This is a genomic window from Cronbergia sp. UHCC 0137, from assembly GCF_034932285.1.
Classification (GTDB): Bacteria; Cyanobacteriota; Cyanobacteriia; order Cyanobacteriales; family Nostocaceae; genus Cronbergia.
Map to the genome: position 1 here is coordinate 26,039 of NZ_JAYGHC010000032.1, position 18,157 is coordinate 44,195.

Annotated in this window: 18 protein-coding genes and 1 pseudogene; 12 read left to right on the plus strand and 7 right to left on the minus strand. The window is 39.0% G+C overall.

Features of this window, described 5'->3' with window-relative positions:
• Positions 1-77: 77 nt before the first annotated feature.
• A pseudogene (locus VB711_RS16890) lies at positions 78-773 on the minus strand (DNA/RNA non-specific endonuclease); the annotation flags it as partial.
• A 369-nt stretch (positions 774-1,142) separates the two neighbouring features.
• Between VB711_RS16890 and VB711_RS16895 the strand changes: the two are divergent.
• Positions 1,143-1,634: a pentapeptide repeat-containing protein gene (locus tag VB711_RS16895; protein ID WP_323287337.1), complete on the plus strand. Its 492-nt coding sequence runs from the start codon at positions 1,143-1,145 to the stop codon at positions 1,632-1,634.
• A 270-nt stretch (positions 1,635-1,904) separates the two neighbouring features.
• Here the strand turns inward: VB711_RS16895 and acsF are convergent, their stop codons facing one another.
• A complete protein-coding gene (gene acsF / locus VB711_RS16900; RefSeq protein ID WP_323287338.1) occupies positions 1,905-2,981 on the minus strand; it encodes a magnesium-protoporphyrin IX monomethyl ester (oxidative) cyclase in 1,077 nt (358 codons plus the stop codon).
• A 393-nt stretch (positions 2,982-3,374) separates the two neighbouring features.
• Here acsF and VB711_RS16905 point away from each other — a divergent pair, with 393 nt between their 5' ends.
• The 4 genes from VB711_RS16905 (at position 3,375) to VB711_RS16920 (ending at position 6,739) form a co-directional block, all read left to right on the plus strand.
• Entirely contained in the window at positions 3,375-4,091 is a 717-nt protein-coding gene (locus VB711_RS16905; protein ID WP_323287339.1) for a heme oxygenase (biliverdin-producing), read from the plus strand.
• Positions 4,092-4,159: 68 nt separating this feature from the next.
• The gene (hemN, locus tag VB711_RS16910) at positions 4,160-5,542 is read left to right on the plus strand and encodes an oxygen-independent coproporphyrinogen III oxidase (RefSeq protein ID WP_323287340.1); all 1,383 of its coding nucleotides are present in this window, start codon (positions 4,160-4,162) and stop codon (positions 5,540-5,542) included.
• 169 nt (positions 5,543-5,711) lie between these two features.
• Positions 5,712-5,984: a GlsB/YeaQ/YmgE family stress response membrane protein gene (locus tag VB711_RS16915; protein ID WP_323287371.1), complete on the plus strand. Its 273-nt coding sequence runs from the start codon at positions 5,712-5,714 to the stop codon at positions 5,982-5,984.
• Positions 5,985-6,046: 62 nt separating this feature from the next.
• Positions 6,047-6,739, plus strand: a complete 693-nt coding sequence (locus VB711_RS16920) for a manganese catalase family protein (protein WP_323287341.1) — start codon at positions 6,047-6,049, stop codon at positions 6,737-6,739.
• A gap of 108 nt (positions 6,740-6,847) precedes the next feature.
• Here VB711_RS16920 and VB711_RS16925 read toward each other — a convergent pair whose 3' ends face one another.
• On the minus strand, positions 6,848-7,015 hold the full coding sequence (locus VB711_RS16925) for a hypothetical protein (protein ID WP_323287372.1): 168 nt from the start codon (positions 7,013-7,015) through the stop codon (positions 6,848-6,850).
• Positions 7,016-7,209: 194 nt separating this feature from the next.
• Here VB711_RS16925 and VB711_RS16930 point away from each other — a divergent pair, with 194 nt between their 5' ends.
• The 7 genes from VB711_RS16930 to VB711_RS16960 all read left to right on the plus strand — a co-directional run bounded on the left by VB711_RS16930 (position 7,210) and on the right by VB711_RS16960 (position 13,031).
• Positions 7,210-7,527, plus strand: a complete 318-nt coding sequence (locus VB711_RS16930; RefSeq protein ID WP_323287343.1) for a hypothetical protein — start codon at positions 7,210-7,212, stop codon at positions 7,525-7,527.
• Positions 7,528-7,788: 261 nt separating this feature from the next.
• Complete coding sequence (locus tag VB711_RS16935) at positions 7,789-8,217, plus strand: hypothetical protein (protein WP_323287345.1); 429 nt, start codon at positions 7,789-7,791, stop codon at positions 8,215-8,217.
• A complete protein-coding gene (locus VB711_RS16940) occupies positions 8,204-10,882 on the plus strand; it encodes a hypothetical protein (protein ID WP_323287346.1) in 2,679 nt (892 codons plus the stop codon). Before VB711_RS16935 ends, VB711_RS16940 begins: the two co-directional genes overlap by 14 nt.
• On the plus strand, positions 10,883-11,713 hold the full coding sequence (locus VB711_RS16945; protein ID WP_323287347.1) for a hypothetical protein: 831 nt from the start codon (positions 10,883-10,885) through the stop codon (positions 11,711-11,713).
• Positions 11,714-11,805: 92 nt separating this feature from the next.
• Positions 11,806-12,390, plus strand: a complete 585-nt coding sequence (locus VB711_RS16950) for a hypothetical protein (RefSeq protein WP_323287348.1) — start codon at positions 11,806-11,808, stop codon at positions 12,388-12,390.
• 1 nt (position 12,391) lies between these two features.
• Positions 12,392-12,661 (plus strand): hypothetical protein, encoded by a 270-nt coding sequence (locus VB711_RS16955; RefSeq protein ID WP_323287349.1) that lies wholly within the window; start codon positions 12,392-12,394, stop codon positions 12,659-12,661.
• On the plus strand, positions 12,636-13,031 hold the full coding sequence (locus tag VB711_RS16960; protein ID WP_323287350.1) for a hypothetical protein: 396 nt from the start codon (positions 12,636-12,638) through the stop codon (positions 13,029-13,031). The genes VB711_RS16955 and VB711_RS16960 overlap by 26 nt, the downstream gene beginning before the upstream one ends.
• Positions 13,032-13,164: 133 nt before the next feature.
• Here the strand turns inward: VB711_RS16960 and VB711_RS16965 are convergent, their stop codons facing one another.
• The 4 genes from VB711_RS16965 to VB711_RS16980 all read right to left on the minus strand — a co-directional run bounded on the left by VB711_RS16965 (position 13,165) and on the right by VB711_RS16980 (position 17,723).
• Positions 13,165-16,122, minus strand: a complete 2,958-nt coding sequence (locus VB711_RS16965; protein ID WP_323287351.1) for a VapE domain-containing protein — start codon at positions 16,120-16,122, stop codon at positions 13,165-13,167.
• Between the two features lie 322 nt (positions 16,123-16,444).
• On the minus strand, positions 16,445-16,750 hold the full coding sequence (locus tag VB711_RS16970) for a hypothetical protein (protein WP_323287352.1): 306 nt from the start codon (positions 16,748-16,750) through the stop codon (positions 16,445-16,447).
• Between the two features lie 29 nt (positions 16,751-16,779).
• Positions 16,780-17,166 carry a hypothetical protein gene (locus VB711_RS16975; RefSeq protein ID WP_323287353.1) on the minus strand — a complete coding sequence of 129 codons (387 nt, stop codon included), beginning with the start codon at positions 17,164-17,166 and terminating at the stop codon, positions 16,780-16,782.
• Between the two features lie 155 nt (positions 17,167-17,321).
• On the minus strand, positions 17,322-17,723 hold the full coding sequence (locus tag VB711_RS16980; protein ID WP_323287354.1) for a hypothetical protein: 402 nt from the start codon (positions 17,721-17,723) through the stop codon (positions 17,322-17,324).
• Between the last annotated feature and the right edge of the window lie 434 nt (positions 17,724-18,157).

An 18,157-nucleotide genomic window follows, 5' to 3' on the forward strand; every position in this document is an offset into this window, starting at 1 on the left:
CATCCTGTGGGGATAATACCATTACTAAAAAGCTCGGTATTATCTTCAATTTTTTCTTGGAATTTTTTGTCAATATTTGAGAATAAATCATATCCGGTTTGATTCTCAATCCAATTAACAGATTTAACTGTTGATTTCCATTCGTTGGGAGTACTAGATATTCCTGCTGCTGGATCACTAGGTCTTGAGTATTCACGATTTTCCAGATAAAAACCAATAGTATAAGAATTATTTGTAGGTTCTTTATCTGGGTCAATTACTAACATCGCTACCCAAATATTTTCGGAAATGGTAATATTGCCACCACTCGCTATTACTTTGGCATCTCCACTTCCATCTTTTAATTGTTTAATCCCGTCCGTACCTGCTGTTATATAGACTTCTTTTTTACCTTTTGTAACCAAGTTTCGCGCAAAATCTTCGATTGCTCTCCATTCTCTCTGATTATTAGCAGACTGTTGTGGAACAATATTTGATATCAAATTCACTGCCACTATATCTTTGTTATATCTACCTCGATGTAAGACTGGTGTCAAATGTCCACCATCGTATGAAACACCATCAACTTTTGCACCATAAGGGTTTGTAATAGCAGCAAAATCAGGAGGAAGTGTGGGGTCTTTAGTGAAGTTTCGCTTATTTTGTTGGTCTGCAATAGGATATCCTTTACCTTTGATGTACAACCAATATTTATCTAATTGCCAACTAGCCCAATTAGCAGTGTTAGTAGTTCCATTGTACGATAAGGTATATTGTGGTTTTTCGATCAACAAATTATCTTTATACGGATTAGGATCGGTATCACTGTACCTTGCTTCTTTTGGATTACCAAACTTTAGTGCGATCGCTGATCTTGTAGGTTGGGTTGAGGAACGAAACCCAACATTAACGATATCTAATCTAATCTAAAAGAATTAATAACTATAAATGAACTGTACAAATATTTCTACATCATAATATACTCACTTTAACAATACCTTTTCCAAATTGAAAAAAGTCTTAATTTATAGGTTGGTTTGTTCGCGTTAGCGTTGCCAAGCAATGGAATGAAACCTAACGCATTTGTTGGGTTGCGCTGTCGCTTAACCCAACCTACGAAAAATGGACAAGTTGATTGTGTTTACTAGTACAGGAGTTGAGGTATGAACAGAGAGGAACTGGTTAGAAAATATGCTGCTGGGGACAGAGATTTTAGAGGAATCGATTTGAATGAGGCTGATTTGGGAGGAATCAATTTGAGTGGGGCTGATCTGAGGGGAAGCAGCATGAATGAAATTTGTTTGGAATGCGCTAATTTGAGCGGCGCTAACTTGGCTAATGTCCGTATGTCTATGATCATCTTGGAAAAGGCTGACCTGAGTGCTGCCAACCTGAGCGGTGCTAATTTGATGATGGGCATTCTCTTGAATACCAACCTCAATGGAGCTAATTTGAGCGGAGCCAATTTGACTGGTACTGACATGAGGAATGCTAATCTGAGCAATTCCAATTTGACTGGTGTTAACCTCGATGGCGCTAATTTGAGTGGTGCTAACTTGAGTGGTGCTAACTTGAGTGATGCCATATTTTGTGAAACTATCATGTCGGATGGAAGTATTCGGAACGATAGTTGTTCAGGGTGTAATATCAGCTAAAAGTAGACTACGCAAGCTGACAGCATTGATAGGATCAGTTCCAGGGGTAAAAGCGCGATCGCTGATCTTGTAGGTTGGGTTGAGGAACGATACCCAACATTAATCAACTATAATTAACTGTTATCAATATCCGCTTCAATTATTGATAATTTGATTGCGTAAGTCCTGTCAACGAAAGAGAATCGGCTTACAAAGTTAGATCAATACCATTTATTTATGGATGTAGAAACGTTCCATGGAACATCTCTACATTATTGATTTGACTATTAATTAACACACAGTCTCACGAGTCGATTCTGCATTGATGGGTTTAATCAAGTAAATCCGTAACATATACCAGACGATCTTGATTATTAAGGGGATTTTTTGGAAAAACTTGACAATTCCCCAGCGTTGACTATTTTGAAGTGCGAGCAATTTCTGGTTACTGATAGCACACTGTTCTAAAAACCAGAAGAAATAAGGATGATCTGTATTTAAGATAATTGGAAATGCTCTAGCAGCAGTTTTGTTGGTTTCTATGATTACCTGATTGTTGTATTTGCGGGGATGAATACCAAGAATTTGATAGAAATTTGCCCGTTCAAATACTGTCATCGTGTGAGTAACGAATACAGTTAATAAGAAAAACCGCACCCATAAACGAGCTTTCCAATTATTCCATAGTTGGGGTTGAGAACGTAATAGAGCTTTGAAGAAATCTCCGTGTCTATTTTCATCCTGACACCAGCTTTCAAATTTTTTGAAAAGGGGATAAAACTGGTATTCTGGATTTTTGGCTATATGATTAAATACCAAAATATAACGCCAGTAACCAATTTTTTCTGACAGATAAACGGTGTAAATAACCCATTCTGGGGGAAAAAATGTATAGGTGCGATTTTTAGTTAGATAACTTAGATCGAGAGAAAGATTAAAGTCAGCCATTGATTTATTCAAAAAGCCGGCATGACGTGCTTCATCTCGTGCTAAATAACCAAAAGCTTCTGATAATAAAGGGTTACTGTCTTTAAGACGACGTGATAATTCTTTAAATAGTAAAAACCCGGAAAATTCCGAAGTACAAGAACGTTCTAAAAAGTCAATAAATGCTAATCGCTTTTCGCCAACTATGTGTTCCCAACACTGTTTAAATTCTTCGTCACGGATGAAATGATGACGGTTATAATCTGCTTTAAGTTCTTCAATTACTGCTCTTAATTCAGCTTCATTGGCTGAAATATCCATTTTTGCCACAGCATCAAAGTCAGTTGTATAAAACCGTGGTGTTAATAATGTTTCCTGAACTGGTGCTTTTACACCTGGTTTCAGTAAATCAATTTGGTTTTTTTCTATAGACTGAACCATGATACTCCTGCTCTAATTACATCCCTTCAAAAAATATCTAAGCATAAATAGTTGTTAGTAGTCATCAGTTTATTTATGGAAATATTTAGCACAGAATGTTTTTTTAAAACATTGCCTGAACAGAGTTTAAATACTTATTGGTAAAGTTGTTTTGTTGATAAAAATCTAAAGAAATATTAATGTATTTATAGTTATACCCAGATTAATAGTTAAATGTTTTTATAAGGGATAGAAATGGCGGTAATCTGCATTGGCTGTGAATAAGCTGGATGAAGTAGTGTAGAAACCCCAAGAACTAGAATAGGAATTTTCTCACTTTGGCATCGACTTTAAAGTGGTAGATGAGTTGCTGAATGTGGGGAAATATTGTGCTGGAATAAGAAGGAAGTCATAATGAGTAATAATCTTGCCATCAAACTGCGTTCTGGAACACAACAAGCTCACACAAATGCAGAAAATGTAGGCTTCATGAAATGTTTTCTCAAAGGAGTTGTAGATAGAAATTGCTTTGCTAAGTTTCTAAGTAATTTATATTTTATTTACAGTGAACTAGAAGCAGCTATTGATAAACATAAGCAACATCCTGTGATTAGTGTTCTTTATTTCCCTGAACTTAATCGCCACAGTTCTCTAGAAAAAGATATGGTATTTTATTATGGGAATGAATGGCGAAAAATAATCAGACCATCAACGGCTGCGGAAAACTATATTACTCGGATTAAACAACTTTCTGACCATGAACCTGTTTTGTTAATAGGTCATTCTTACACGCGGTACATGGGAGATTTATCAGGTGGTCAAATGCTACAAAAAGTTGCTCAATCGGCTTTACAACTTTCTGGATATGAAGGTACTTGTTTTTACAATTTTGAGCAAATTCCTGATAAAAAGGTATTTAAAGATAGATATCGTCAAGCTTTAGATGCTGTAGCTGTTGATGATGTAACTGTTGACAAAATTGTAGCAGAAGCTAATCATGCTTTCTATTTGAATATGCAGATAGTCAAGGAGTTAGAAAGTAGTTTAATTTTGGCTATTGGTGAAGCTAAATATCAGGAGTTAATTAGCTCTCGTAATACTGGAAGTACAGCACATAATTCTGTACATTAATCGCTTCAGGATGATGGTTTTAGGGATTTGTAAATCGGTGGTATATTCGCAGTAACTCGGAGGTTTTGATGGTTTTTCTATTACCTGGTGTGAAGTTTGATCTGGATCTGATTCAAAAGTATGATACTCGCGCTCCTCGATATACGAGTTATCCACCTGCTACGGAGTTAAATGAAACATTCACTACAGAAGATTTTCAAAGTGCGATCGCTCTTTCTAATCAACGTCAATCACCTCTATCTTTATACTTCCATATCCCTTTTTGTCAAACTGCTTGCTATTTTTGTGGTTGTAATACGGTAATTTCTGGTAATAAGAATATTGCTAAATCATATTTAGAACATTTGGTACAAGAAATCAAAAATACCTCAGTTTTGATTGATCCAAATAGAAAAGTATTGCAAATTCATTGGGGTGGGGGTACACCTAATTATTTAGATCGTGATCAAGTTAAATTTCTGTGGGAAAATATCACTGATAATTTCAATCTTGATGCAAATGCAGAAGTTTCAATTGAAATTAATCCCCGCTACATTGATAGAGATTATATTCTGTTTTTGAGAGAGATAGGATTTAATCGGATTAGTTTTGGTATCCAGGATTTTAACCCCGAAGTACAGATAGCTGTGAACCGGATTCAACCAGAAGCAATGCTATTTGATGCGATGAGTTGGATTAAGGAAGCCAAATTTGATAGTGTGAATGTAGATTTAATTTATGGTTTACCCTATCAAACTCTGGAGACTTTCCGGGAAACATTACAAAAGACAGTTGCTTTAGATCCTGATCGAATTGTGGTGTTTAATTTTGCTTATGTACCTTGGTTGAAACCTGTACAGAAAAATATTCTTCCAGAAACACTTCCCCCAGCGCAGGAAAAGTTAGAAATCCTGAAAATGACGATTGAGGAATTGACCAACAGCGAGTATTTGTTTATTGGGATGGATCATTTTGCTAAAAATAACGACGAATTAGCGATCGCTCAACGCAATGGTACACTAAAACGCAACTTTCAAGGCTACACTACCCACGCAGAAACCGAACTTTTTGGCTTTGGTTCTACATCTATTAGTATGTTAGAAGATGCCTATGCTCAAAATCACAAAGGATTAAAGGATTATTATCAAGCAGTGATAGCAGGTGTTATCCCCACCAGTAAAGGTGTCAAATTGGATAAAAATGACATCATTAGACGGGATGTGATTATGTCAATAATGTCTCATTTTCAGCTACATAAATTAGACATTGAACATAAACATCACATCAATTTTGATCAATATTTTTTCCAGGAATTAGAAGAGTTAAAACCCTTAGAAGCTGATGGACTGGTGAATTTATCAGCTAACGAAATCGAAATTACAGATATTGGTAGATTATTAGTAAGAAATATTGCCGTAGTTTTCGATACTCATACAAAAATGAGAGCCACAAAATTCTCTCGTGCTATTTAAGCTTAGGTAATGGTTAAACTCTCAACTCTTGTAGAGACGCTGCTTGGAACGTCTCTACTGTTCTGATATCTAACTTTTGATTAATACATTTACTTCATTTGATAGAAATATATTTAAAACATAATTGATAAATTAAATACCAATGACATTATAGAGGCAACGAGGAATGATCAATATTATTGCTTGGGTGGTTTTAGGACTATTAGCTGGTGCGCTTGCTAAAGCTATTTACCCAGGTCATCAAAGCGGTGGGATGGTTTCAACTATTATTTTAGGTATTGTTGGAGCTTTCATTGGTGGTACTTTATTTACACTTCTACGGACAGGAACTTTACAGATTACGGCTGCTACATTAAGTATACCTGGTCTTTTAGTAGCTATCCTTGGGGCAATAATAGCAATTTATTTATGGACATTATTCCAACGTAGCAGTAGAGCTTAAATTTCACACAAATAAATATTTCCTGGGTCTGAATTGTAAATCTTTAATAGTGAAATAAAGTCATGTTTTTCCACAAAAAACAACCAATTCATACAGTCAAGGTTAATGAAGCTAACCCTCGTTTTGCTCAATTACTGTTAGAGCAATTTGGGGGAGCAACTGGAGAATTGACCGCAGCTTTACAATATTGGGTACAATCTTTTCATGTAGAAAATCCTGGTATTCGGGATATGCTACAAGATATTGCAATAGAAGAATTTGGTCATTTAGAAATGGTGGGTAAGCTGATTGAAGCTCACACTAAAAATACTGATCAAACAGAAGCTTACAAAAGCACTCTTTTTGCAATTCGAGGAATTGGTCCCCATTTTCTAGATAGCCAAGGTAATGCTTGGAGTGCAAAATATTTGAATGAAGGTGGTGATGTAGTACGTGATTTACGTGCAAATATTGGCGCAGAAGCTGGTGCAAGACAAACTTATGAAGAGTTGATTAAACTAGCTACTGATGAGGGAACAAAACAAACTTTGGTGCATTTATTAACAAGAGAAATTTCCCATACCCAGATGTTTATGAAAGCTCTGGATTCTTTAGGTAAGTTAACAGATCCCATATTTGGTAATATTCAACCAGATGAAACTGTTTCGCTTTACTATAACTTATCAACCAACGGAAATGGTAAAGATGAACGGGGTCCTTGGAACTCTGCACCAACATTTGAATATATTGCTAATCCTGTAGAAAAAATTAGTTAGGAGGATATTTGTTTAATATCTGACAAAAGGACATATACAAAACACGTTTTCATCAAGGGGTTTAGCGATGCTAAACCCTTAAAAATCTGGATTTTAGCACCGACAAATCTAAATCATTTCCGTCTCGAAAATTAAATTATAAATATCTTCTGATCCTGGATTAAGATAGGGATATTGTATATTAATAGAGTGCCATGCAAAATGTTGATGAATAGTTTGCATCCTTTCTTCAATGGCATTTTTGCGTGTTTGCCAAGCTTCTAATAAAATATTCACAAACTCTTTTGAACAGCACCTTTCAGCATCCTTAAAAGTTTTTACTACTCAAATCCTACTCATTTACCTCAAAAAAAGGAGCGATCGCACTCAACCTTATAGCGATCGCTCTTTTTCCTTAACTGCTCATTACCTACTCATAATACTATGCGAGTACACTGGTATAGTACATATTTACTGTAATTAAAAATAAAATGGCTGAACTAACTTTGGCTGAAGGACTGGGTGAGAATGCAACTCAGACAGCAACGGATATCATTCTTAAAAAAGCTGACCTTGGCATAACTGCCACTACTGCTACATCTGACCAGGTGTTGGCTGCCATTGCAATTAAGGCGAAAGCAACTCACACAGAAACCCAATTCAACACTGAAGCTGACCAGAATATTTATGTTTCTGATGGTTTTAAATCATTTATTACCAAAAATGATGAATCATATATCCTTGACCAGATTACTATAAATCTGGCAAAACCTGACACCGGGGCGACACTCAATCCTAACGATTACTAAAATTATGGAACTAATAGCCACGGTAATCGGAATAGCTTTAACTTTCGCCGTGACAATCGGCAAAGTTACATCTGACTTTAAGGATGAATCCGAGCGTAACAGCGTTGAACGTCAGGAAATTATAGGGAAACTTAATCTCATTTCTTGGAGGCTTGATCAACTCGAAAAAACTTTACACGATAAGTAAGCCTATCTTGTGTCAGATTTGTCCAACAAGTTATTGGACAAATCTGACACAAGCTATATAGAGGGAATAAAACAATGACAATTTGTACTGGGACTTGGACGGTAAACTATTTTTTTAATGGTTCACAATCATTTACTATGATCGGCAATAGTAATGATGCACCATATCAGTCATTTGAAACTATAGAAGGTTGTAGTAATTACAGTGTCATTAGAAGCAGTTTCGATAATCGCGAAATGTCTTCTTTTACCTGTAATGCTTCTGTATCAGGTGTAAATTTTACTTTTGTAGCTGATGACCCTAATTGTGGGATTGCCTACGACTGTATTAATGGTGCTTGCTTACCACAATCCACCTACAATACACCTGGTCAATACCCAACGCTTGCAGACTGTGAATTAGTCTGTGGTGGCGATAGCTGCACTGGTAAATGTATTAGCAACAATGAATGGGTGCAAATTGAAAATCTAGCTAACCAGGTTAAGAACAATGTCTGCAACTAACGTTATCAATACCTTACAACAGGCTGTTAATTGTAAAGGTAAGTGTGATTGTTGTACAAGTTTGCAAAATCAAATAAACCAATTAAATAGTAAAATTAATTTACTTCAAGGACAGTTCATACCAAAATCAGACCGACCCCAAATAATTGATAGTGCCGTGCTTGTAGCGGGTGCGGTAATACTTCCAAGGGCTGCACAGCAAGCGTCACAAATTACCGAAGGTGCAGTACGCCCACTTCGGTATATCATTAGTGAAACTGTTAAGAAGATTGATAATTTAATTAATCAACTTCCACCAATCAGAAACCAAGTAGAAGATAACCGACTAAGGATAGGAAACCTTGCTGGGGCTGTGGCTGGCATTTTAACAATGCTTCAATCAACGCTCAACGATATAGGCATCCTAAAGCTATTAGGTAGGCGTATTGACCTAGTAGAGCGTGGTTTGGCTATGGTTGAAGCCGCTACATTTAGAGCGCAGGATACAGCTAATCGAGCGTTAACAAATAGTAGAGAAAATAAATCAGCTATCGAAGTCATCAAAAGAGATTTAGCAATTGTCAACGATAACATTGATATTGTGCAATCTAACCTGTTCAATTTTATTAATGAATTTAACCGTTTTCAATCTTACGTTAATAGTCAACTCGGAAGGATAGACCAACTTTTTCAATCACTTGCAGAGTTAGCACAGCGTTTTAGAGATGATATTAACTATGTGTTTAAAATCGCACAGCAAGCATTATCAAAAGCTGATAATGCCGAAATAATAGCCACAGGCGCATTTAATCTTGCCAGGGAACTTAGTGGGCAATTCCCTGGATTAAAAGCAAGTATTGGGGAAGCAAGAGAACTCGCATTAAGAGCGTTAGGATTAGGTGAAGTAAATAGCCGTGACATCGCCACCAATAAGAGAGACATTGCAAGTAATTCTAATCGGATTACTCAAAATACTAATAAAATCAACCAAGTTGAGGGCAGTATTTGGCAACAACTACAAAACTTATCAGGGAATATTAGTAACCTTGCAACTGATACAAATAACAAGATTAATAACACTCGTACCAATTTAGAGTTAAAACTTGAACAAGAGAATAATAAATTAAGAGCCGACTTGAAAAAAGAGACTGAAAATATTAAATATATTGGACAGCAAGAATCCTTAAAACTAGAGGAAAGATTCATTGAACGGCAAAAGTCAGAGAGGGAACTATCACAAGAACGATTTGATAGGCAGGTTCAACAGCAAAATCAAAACCTATTTAAGGAAGTAGATAAATTTGCAAAACAAGCGCAAACAGAGAGGGACTTGTTTAGTGCGGAACAGGATAGAAAACGCAAATTGTCAGAACAGCAATTAAGGCAAGAATGGGATAGAGACAGACAAGAAGATTTAAAGAATTTTGATTTGTACAAAGGGGACATTAAGAAGATTCAAGAAGCATCCAAGCAGAGGGAAGATGCTAGGACTTTGGAGTTTGTGAAACTCAGGCAAGAGCAAACTAAAACAGCTACACAAATACAGCAAGAAAAACAACAACGAGTAATGCAAGACAAAAAGTTAGATCAACTTATTAACCTAAGTAAACAAGCTAGGCAACAACGTGAAAGAGATTACGGAACTCTTGCGGGTATAGGTCTAGCTGTAGGTGGCTTTAATGCCATACTCACAGCTATTCCGGGGAAAACTGCGGGTCAAATTGTACCTGCAATTACACCAAGTGTTAACAATGCACTTTGTAACAACAATTGCTTAAAACAATCATTCGATAATAATGCAAACAAAATTAACCAAAATACTAACAGAGCAATTGACCCGATAAACGCTGGCAATGCTGCGGCTAATGCTGGACTATTAGCAGGACAACGTGAAATATTGAAGCGGTTAGGGAATTACGTACCACAGGGATTGAGTGGGTTTATGCAACGGTTTAGTCAATGGTCAATGTTGAACCAAGCATTGAACATATTAACCACAGCCGCAACCATCCACAATGCAATGATGTTATCGAAGGATATTGGGACAACCTTAATACAAACTATTCAGAATGTGTTGCAATTCGTAGGGTTGAAAGACTCTGAGGGTAAAGGCTACGATATTGGGGCTATTGTTGGGGCTGAAATTACATTTTTTCTCAAAGGTTTAGTCGGGGCTGAAAACTATGTAAGTATTACTCTAGCGTGGGCTAAGGCTAACAGGATATATCAGGCATCTACTAATATTCTTAATAGTTTTCAAGGTATAGGCTCAACAATTCTTGATGGGTTGGAAATGGTAGGAAGTGGACAAGGGAAGATAGGTAATGCACTACGAGCGTGTGGGGCAGTTCTTGACAATGCTTATGGATGGATGAACCCACAACCTAAATTTAATAGGATTACACAAGCGTTAGAAAATGCTCAAAATCTAGCGAGTACAGTTGAACAAATCAGCCAAGTTCCATTAGAGCTAACTGAACAAATTACCCAACTAACAACAGAAAGCACAGACTTAATCAAAGCTATCAAGGAAGATGCTAACCCAAATAATAAGGGTAAGGAATTACCGGAGGCTGATACGGTTAAAGCTAAAAAACAAGCAGAGAAAACAGCAAGTGTGGCAGTTGAACCCGAGTTTTTTGACTTTAATTTTGATATTGACTTAATAGATGGAGGGATTGAGTAAATGCCATTACCAGAGGATTTTGATAGCTGGACGCACTTAAAGGATATGGTGCAAAAACACCATAACAAATTGGTGAAAAAATACTTTAAAAATACTCCAGATGATGATATTAGCACTGCCAAAGGTGGAATTAAGAAAGGCTGCATTATAGAAGATGAGGACACAGTAAACTATGTATTAATGAGAATGTGGTTATTTGAGATAACCGCAGGACACGCACAGTCAATACAAGCACCTATTTACGGTATGCCTGTACAGGAATTTCAACGTGATACCAAGTTCAATCCACAGGTTTACCTTTATTTCAGCCAGACGGAAAGAAATGATGATGATGATAATTCTGACGTAGTTACACCAGCTAAGGGGACTATCACGTTCAAGATTAAAGACGAAACATCAGCCACATGGACACGGGCTAAAAGTGAGACACTAGCAAGGCAGATAAAAGAGGAGTTCGCAACACCGCCATATATATGGAAAAAAGGATGGTTTAAGTGTACATACCAGGATATAGAAGAAGGGTATGATTTGCGTCCATTGGTGTTCAGTCGTGCCGAAGGTGTGGAACTTGTTAGGAAGGTTTTGTCTATTAGGAATGATGTCTACAATGATGACAACTTCCAATTTATAGCCCATGACAAGGTATACAGTCCTAATCCTGGTACTCATACGGTATACGGCAGGGTATCCAAAAAACCTGTTAAACGTCCTAGAATAGATGTAAAATTTACGCACGCTCAACTACATCTATACGGTAGATACAAACCAGTAAACTTGGTAGCTATGCAGTGGACGCGGCTTAAAGAGGTTATCGAATTAGTCGATTATTAAGCGTAATTTGCCCCGCTAGTTAATTGGCAGATGAGTAGGAATTTTTAAATCTAGTCAGTTATAGTGGGTGAAAAGCTTACAGGATAACGATTATGTCTTATCGCGATATCAATAAAGCAGCGCAACTTAAAAAAGATTATGACAACCTCAAGGAATGGCAAGAGAAGTCTACCGAACAGAAACAAACAGCCTTTGAAGGCGTGAACACACCCGCAAATACTGTAAAAATTAACCGTATTGATGGTTACATTGCTCCTTTTGGAGTTACGGGTACGTCATTGGTATACGTTCCAATACAGGTAATTTCAGCCACTAACGCAGGTCGTGGTGGTGGTTTGGCTACTTCTATTCGTACTGTGTTAAATGATGATTACACCTATGAAGCTTTAACAGGTACGCCGATTATCGTAGCAGGTGCAAAAAACTTTAAACCTGCTAAAGTTACCGTCAAGGTGCGGGTGAGCACAGCAAGCACTAAATCGCGCAGCCGTATTACAGGGAGATTGTACTACAAGCATGAACATGACAGTGTATCTAGTCCGTTCGGCAAAAAAATAGTAGGGAACGATTATGTAACGGTGAGAAACGCTATTGACGTGGCGTTAAAAGCTCTTAACTTGCCTAATCAAACCTTTGCAAGTTTCACTACTATTAAATTTACACCAGAAAAATACTAAGATGGAATTTACAGAGCGTAATGGGTTGTATTTACCTTCTGACATTGGCGACTTACTTACGCTATCGGCTGATATTAATGACGCTGATGGTGTGAGAAATTCTAACCTGATGAACGAGTTAGCTTATGGGTGGTTAGACGGTGAAGTTGAGTTTGATGTATATGCTGACTGCTTAGAACAAAACGGTATAGATGCCATTGGACACATCACTGATGCTTTTGACCATATTGAAAATCTAAAGAAATATGGCATTAACGGAATTACAGGATAGTGATAAGTGGTCGTTGGTGTGGGAGGATAGTCAACAAACTCAACCATATCCACCACCTTTTGACAATCTTTGGGAACCATTAGCCCCGTTCAACTGCCCATTACTGCTTACTGGTAAAGCCCTACTTATAAAAAATATAGTCCCCATCCCTGAAGATGTAAACTGGTACTTCGGAGGCAACGCCTACATTTATCAATCTTTTCCCGTATTGAACACCGTCCCGGCCTTGGTGCTACGGCGGAGACTGCAAATAAACGACACGACGATCTTTACTATCCCAGAAATTGCACCACAATACAGCCTCACGATCAAGGATGCGTATTGGGTGCGGAATCAGACGGTTCAGGTTTACGAATACATTGGGGCATAAAGACAGGGGAGAGCGATCGCACAACCGATCACCTCCCTTTTTTATAAGTCTTGTCAGACAATCGTTTCACAGGTTGGCAGTTTTGACGGCTGCGGGGGAGCGATCGCACTTGCGATCGCTCTTTCCTTTTTGGTTACGCCTTGGATAACTCTAATTGGGAAACAGTGAGTGATGCTGTGTGTGAGTCAAAATTCGCTGTTTTGTCAAACTTAATTTCAGCTATCCCATTTTTCAGGGACCGTATAACGCCTTCATTACAAACTAGATAAGCCAGTTTGTAGGGAACCCCAGATCCCATCTTGACCTTCACGCGATCGCCCACCTTCAAACCAGTCTGATCAATTATTTCTATTTCGTGAGCATATAGGGGACCCTTCGGAAAATCCCCCTTTGCCCCAGTTCGGATCAAGAGACTACGCCCCCCGTCGGTGGGAACGACTGCGCCCTGGAGTCCCTTGAATCTTCCCTTGATAGCCTTGGCTTCCTTACCCCTAATCACAGGTGAAGATTCACAGGGGTAGAGATGCTGCCATTCGATTTTCTCAGTCGTGACTTCACCCTCAAAATATCCTTCAGCCTTTTGCACGCTGGGAAAATTTTTCTTGATCTTGAATTGCTTCCCTGACCGTCGATCGCCGTCTGGTGACTTGTATAGGTATATCCCCCCATCCTGGTAAATCAAGACCTCATCAGGATTGAGATAAACCTGCTTGTCTGTTGATGCCCCCTGATTTTTGAGGTTCTTAATTGCTTCCCGATCTTCCTCTGTTAGCAGCTTCCAGACGGCTTTTTTGAAGTCAGTTGGCCAGTTCTCAGTCAACGCCTCAACCATAGCCCAGTCTTTGTCTGCTAACGCCTCAGTCAGTAACTCAGCACTAGCCGTTACTGTTTCTTCGTTCACTTGAGGAATATATTTTGCCGGAACAGCCGGAACAGCCGGAACAGCCGGAACAGAATTTTGTAAATCCTTATTTATCAATGGTTTTGACTGTTCCGGCTGATTATCAATTATTTTATCTAAGGGAACAGAATTAGAGTGTGTATCTGTTCCGGTGTTCCGGTCTAAGGGAACACCAGCCGGAACGGGTTCAAGTGCCTGTGTAGGCTGGGTTTCAGGGGTTGAATTTTTGTCTGTTCCGGCTGTTCCGGCTGTTTTGGGCATCCAAACATTAAGAGAATTTCCGGCTATCCGTTTTTTGCAAGCGAACCACTCAAGCCGCTTCAGGATTGAGGTTATACGTCTTTGATTGAAATTATCTTGTCTAGCCGGCTCAATTTTTAATTCATAATAAATGTCCTGAAGGGTGACATATTCCCTTACATTGATGAACTGGCTAATAATGTCAGTCCATGGATCGCTAACTTGATATTCTTCATTCTGTGCTTCCCTCAGTTGATCTTCTTGTGCAGATAGTCGGTAGTCGTAGCCGGATTTGTAGAGCGCCGCCGCCGCCGCCCAAATTTTATCCCTAAGTTTCAGGCATTCCTCTACCGGGATTATTCCCACAACTGGGATAATCCAAAACCGTCTATTTCCGGTCGGATCGTTCAAAACTTCCTTCTCGTTGGTTGTCCCTACAAAAACACACGCACGCTTATAGTCTTTTGGTAAGCGATCGTAAGGCGTTCTGAAAGTTTCGTGGCGACGAGCCAAGAACGATTTTAGTTGGGCGATATCTTTCCGCTTGTAGACGGTTTCAAATTCTGACCACTCCAAACACCAAAATCGGTGCATCTTCATACGTTCGTCTTTGTCGCTGCCATCCCCCAAATCATCAGAAAAGAACTCGTCGCCGTAGAGCGTCCGCCAAAAAGTTGATTTCCTGATACCTTGATTACCCATCAACAGTAAGGCGCAATCCATCCAGCACCCTGGATTTTTGGCACGGGCAACACTGGCAACCAGAAAATTCTTGAAGTATTTAGCGTGTAACGGATCGTCAGTCCCAAAAAATAATTTAGCCAGTCCATCTAAAAATGATGATTCAATATTGGGGAATTTTGCCTCTACTTCATCCAGATATTCAGTAATCGGTGAGTAAGTGTTCGACTTGGCTATTCTCTCAACGATGGTGAAAGCGTCATCCTTGCTAACGTCGATATCAAATTCCAAAGCCAAAATTAACTTTAGGTGTTCAACGTCCAGGGCCGTCCCTTCCTTCTCTATATCTTTCTTGAGGGAGTTATACCGAAGTCCATCCCCCCATACTTCATTAATCAGATGGTAGCGTTGAGCTAGTTTCGATCTTGTACTTGATTCATCATCCTCAATATTTAACTCTGCCATTTCTTCCTTCCATTCTGGGAAGGTGACAGCGTTATCTATTAATTTTTTGAATGCTTGGCAGCCATGCAGCGAGATGTAATCATCCATCCCCTTGGCATCGCCATCTGGTAATTGAATTACCATTATGTTGCTACCGTTTTTCGCAAGTTGTGAAGCTAACCCGGTTAGTCCATCTTGTACCTGTTTTTTGTACAAAATATCGTTATCAAAGCACAGGTAAAACGTCCGGCTCAACACTGCGAATAGTTCCAATGATTGGTGTAACCTTCCCTTTTTTCTGCAAGTGGACACACCAGGAATTGATATTGTAGGCAATCCACAGGTTAGCCCTGCCCCTGCCTTTTTAGCTCCCTCGGTAATAATTACGGGCTGCAATTTGTCGTAAATTATAGATTCCCAATAACCTTCGATTCCTGTGTCTAAAAACAGGGGGGAAAGCTCGAAGCCTTTTGCCCCTTTATACTTCACCGGCTTACCATTCCGCCCAATGGGTGGCGTATCTGGTTTAATTTGGCAGCCTTGCAGCGTTGACTCACCAGTGAGAGGATCTACCCCAGCAACAAGCCAACAAGGTATTAAGGAATCTTTCTTACCCCATTGTCTTTTAGATGCCCTGCCTAAGACATTATCTAATTCTCTACTGTCTAATATTGTCCTGACGTTTCTGTTAATAATCTCGTCAGAAACCGCGCTTTCTTTCCACTCGTCCCAGTGCCTTGGATCAATTGTATCCGGTGTGGTTCTAATTGTTGCTGGCATCACACACCGTCCTTGTTTTGATTGGTTGATAGTTTGATGTACCATCTAATAGTATGAAATTACTATTAGGAAATACTGGTTTTGGGGGGTTGAATATGTTAGAATTGTGGGGTATTAAAAGCATATTTTTCATTTTTTGTGGGGGTGCGATCGCTTAATCGCACCTTTTTTTTTATTGATGAAAGTTACCAGGGAATATCATCAGGATCTATCTGACTCTCTGCCTCCGGGATTAAGTACCCAGGTTGTAGGTAGAGGTGAATTGCTCCAAATGGTTCGTAGAGGGTCTGTCTCCCACGGAACTCCACCTGTAAAAATCTTGTTTTGACAGAAAGCTTTCCGTGTGCCGTGACTGTTATATGGAGGGTCATAAGTTCATGCCCTCTGGAATACTGTTATCTAGGATAGATATTTCTTTTTTCTCTGCGATATACGTCCTAATAGCAATTTTTTCTTGTGAGTAGTCAAGCCCGGTGTATTGTGCGAGCTTAACCAGAAAATCTAGTGCTTCTTCTCCAAAAAATCCAAATGATGATTGCTCGATATGGGGGCTATCATTCCCCATCATCCATCCATAAACTGATGCGGTGGGTGTGTGGACACAAATTTCCTGACAGTATTCCAGGTTGATAGTGTGTCCGCCTGATTTGATCCATTGTTGTGATGATTTCATGTTGAAACACTTGGTATTTGGTAAAGAAATTAGTAACGTCCTTTGTCGCGGTCTAAATCAAAAATTGCCTTTTCGAGATACCATCGGTCTGTTTCTCCAGGATGCTTACGGCGCAAATGAGAAATTATCCTTTCCGCCGTTGCCGTATCAGAACTGACTTTTACAAGTAATTGATGCCATAGGCCGGATGACCGATAACCGGAATTGGGTGAAGCTTTGCGCTTAATGTTTGAAGTCCGCCTATTTATGTCACTACTTGGTTTCCTGGGTCTGTCTGGTTCACTCCAGGTATTTTGGTAATTGCCTGTAGTGTCGGATTTTTGTGTTTCCTCCAAATTCACCTGGTCTGTTGGTGGTGGTGGGAATCGTCGGGTAGGAATAGTTCTGTCTATGACAGAAAATATTATCTTTAGCACGGCGCATAACAGGAGAATCTGTCCAAGTATTAGAATTAGAGGAATCATGATGAATTAAGTAAGTAGTAATGTACTTAATTTATCATTAGCCAGTTTGAAGGCTGTCACAGTCCTTGAACACCAAAAAAAACCATCTTGCCTATAGGCAGGATGGATTAATTTTTATGCCCGTTCCCATTGGGATGGTTTTGAGCCGTCACCAAATTATAAATATCGGTTTTAATTTGGTTCGCCTCTGCTATAAATTCTTTTTCTGCTTCTTCACTTTCCCCCAACCGCGCCTTTAGTCGGGATTGGTGGGCATGGACATACTGTAGGTGTTGAGACTCTAAGGCTTCCAGGCGCTCTAAGATTTTCCCAGGATCTGTGTCTCTGATTGGGGCAAGTTTCCTATTGAAATTTCCCCCCTCCCTATTTTCGCTACTAGCTCTGATCGGCTCAACCCCATTGATTTCGCTACGACTTGGAATTGATTCCAGTCCCTCTCGCTCAGGTTGAGTGATACGTTTTTCGCATCCTCTGCTATTTTCCTTGGTCGTCCCATTTTCTGAAGTCACAACGGCTGTTCCTATTTTACATACCTTGAATAAAATGTCATACCGAAAACTCTTGACATTTAGTTTCCGGTACGATTAATATAGCATTTAGTTTCCGGTATGTAAAACAAATCAAATAAATTTTTCCAAATCACAAACCGGAGTGGTGGCAGCCTCCAAGAACAAAGCCCGCTAGTGATAAGGATAAATTTAATTTGATTTTGGTGAACTACCAAAGTGAACTAGAAAAAGCAAACCAGGGAGAGGTGGCAGCCTTCCAGCAATGAGCAAAACCAACGAACTACCAGCCAAATTCTAGTCACCAATTACCAGTCACCAATTACCAGTCACCAATTACCAATTACCAATTACCAATTACCAATTACCAATTACCAATTACCAATCACCCCAAATGAAATTAGAGGTCAAAGCGTCAGGCTATATCTATCTCTCAA

What these genes read in the sequence shown, in the direction of transcription:
- VB711_RS16940 (WP_323287346.1), top strand. Translation starts at nt 8,204, where the DNA reads ATGTCTGCAACTAACGTTATCAATACCTTACAACAGGCTGTTAATTGT.
- acsF (WP_323287338.1), bottom strand. Translation starts at nt 2,981, where the DNA reads ATGGTTCAGTCTATAGAAAAAAACCAAATTGATTTACTGAAACCAGGT.
- VB711_RS16965 (WP_323287351.1), bottom strand. Translation starts at nt 16,122, where the DNA reads ATGGTACATCAAACTATCAACCAATCAAAACAAGGACGGTGTGTGATG.
- VB711_RS16935 (WP_323287345.1), top strand. Translation starts at nt 7,789, where the DNA reads ATGACAATTTGTACTGGGACTTGGACGGTAAACTATTTTTTTAATGGT.
- VB711_RS16920 (WP_323287341.1), top strand. Translation starts at nt 6,047, where the DNA reads ATGTTTTTCCACAAAAAACAACCAATTCATACAGTCAAGGTTAATGAA.
- VB711_RS16950 (WP_323287348.1), top strand. Translation starts at nt 11,806, where the DNA reads ATGTCTTATCGCGATATCAATAAAGCAGCGCAACTTAAAAAAGATTAT.
- VB711_RS16970 (WP_323287352.1), bottom strand. Translation starts at nt 16,750, where the DNA reads ATGAAATCATCACAACAATGGATCAAATCAGGCGGACACACTATCAAC.
- hemN (WP_323287340.1), top strand. Translation starts at nt 4,160, where the DNA reads ATGGTTTTTCTATTACCTGGTGTGAAGTTTGATCTGGATCTGATTCAA.
- VB711_RS16895 (WP_323287337.1), top strand. Translation starts at nt 1,143, where the DNA reads ATGAACAGAGAGGAACTGGTTAGAAAATATGCTGCTGGGGACAGAGAT.
- VB711_RS16930 (WP_323287343.1), top strand. Translation starts at nt 7,210, where the DNA reads ATGGCTGAACTAACTTTGGCTGAAGGACTGGGTGAGAATGCAACTCAG.
- VB711_RS16905 (WP_323287339.1), top strand. Translation starts at nt 3,375, where the DNA reads ATGAGTAATAATCTTGCCATCAAACTGCGTTCTGGAACACAACAAGCT.
- VB711_RS16945 (WP_323287347.1), top strand. Translation starts at nt 10,883, where the DNA reads ATGCCATTACCAGAGGATTTTGATAGCTGGACGCACTTAAAGGATATG.
- VB711_RS16955 (WP_323287349.1), top strand. Translation starts at nt 12,392, where the DNA reads ATGGAATTTACAGAGCGTAATGGGTTGTATTTACCTTCTGACATTGGC.
- VB711_RS16960 (WP_323287350.1), top strand. Translation starts at nt 12,636, where the DNA reads ATGGCATTAACGGAATTACAGGATAGTGATAAGTGGTCGTTGGTGTGG.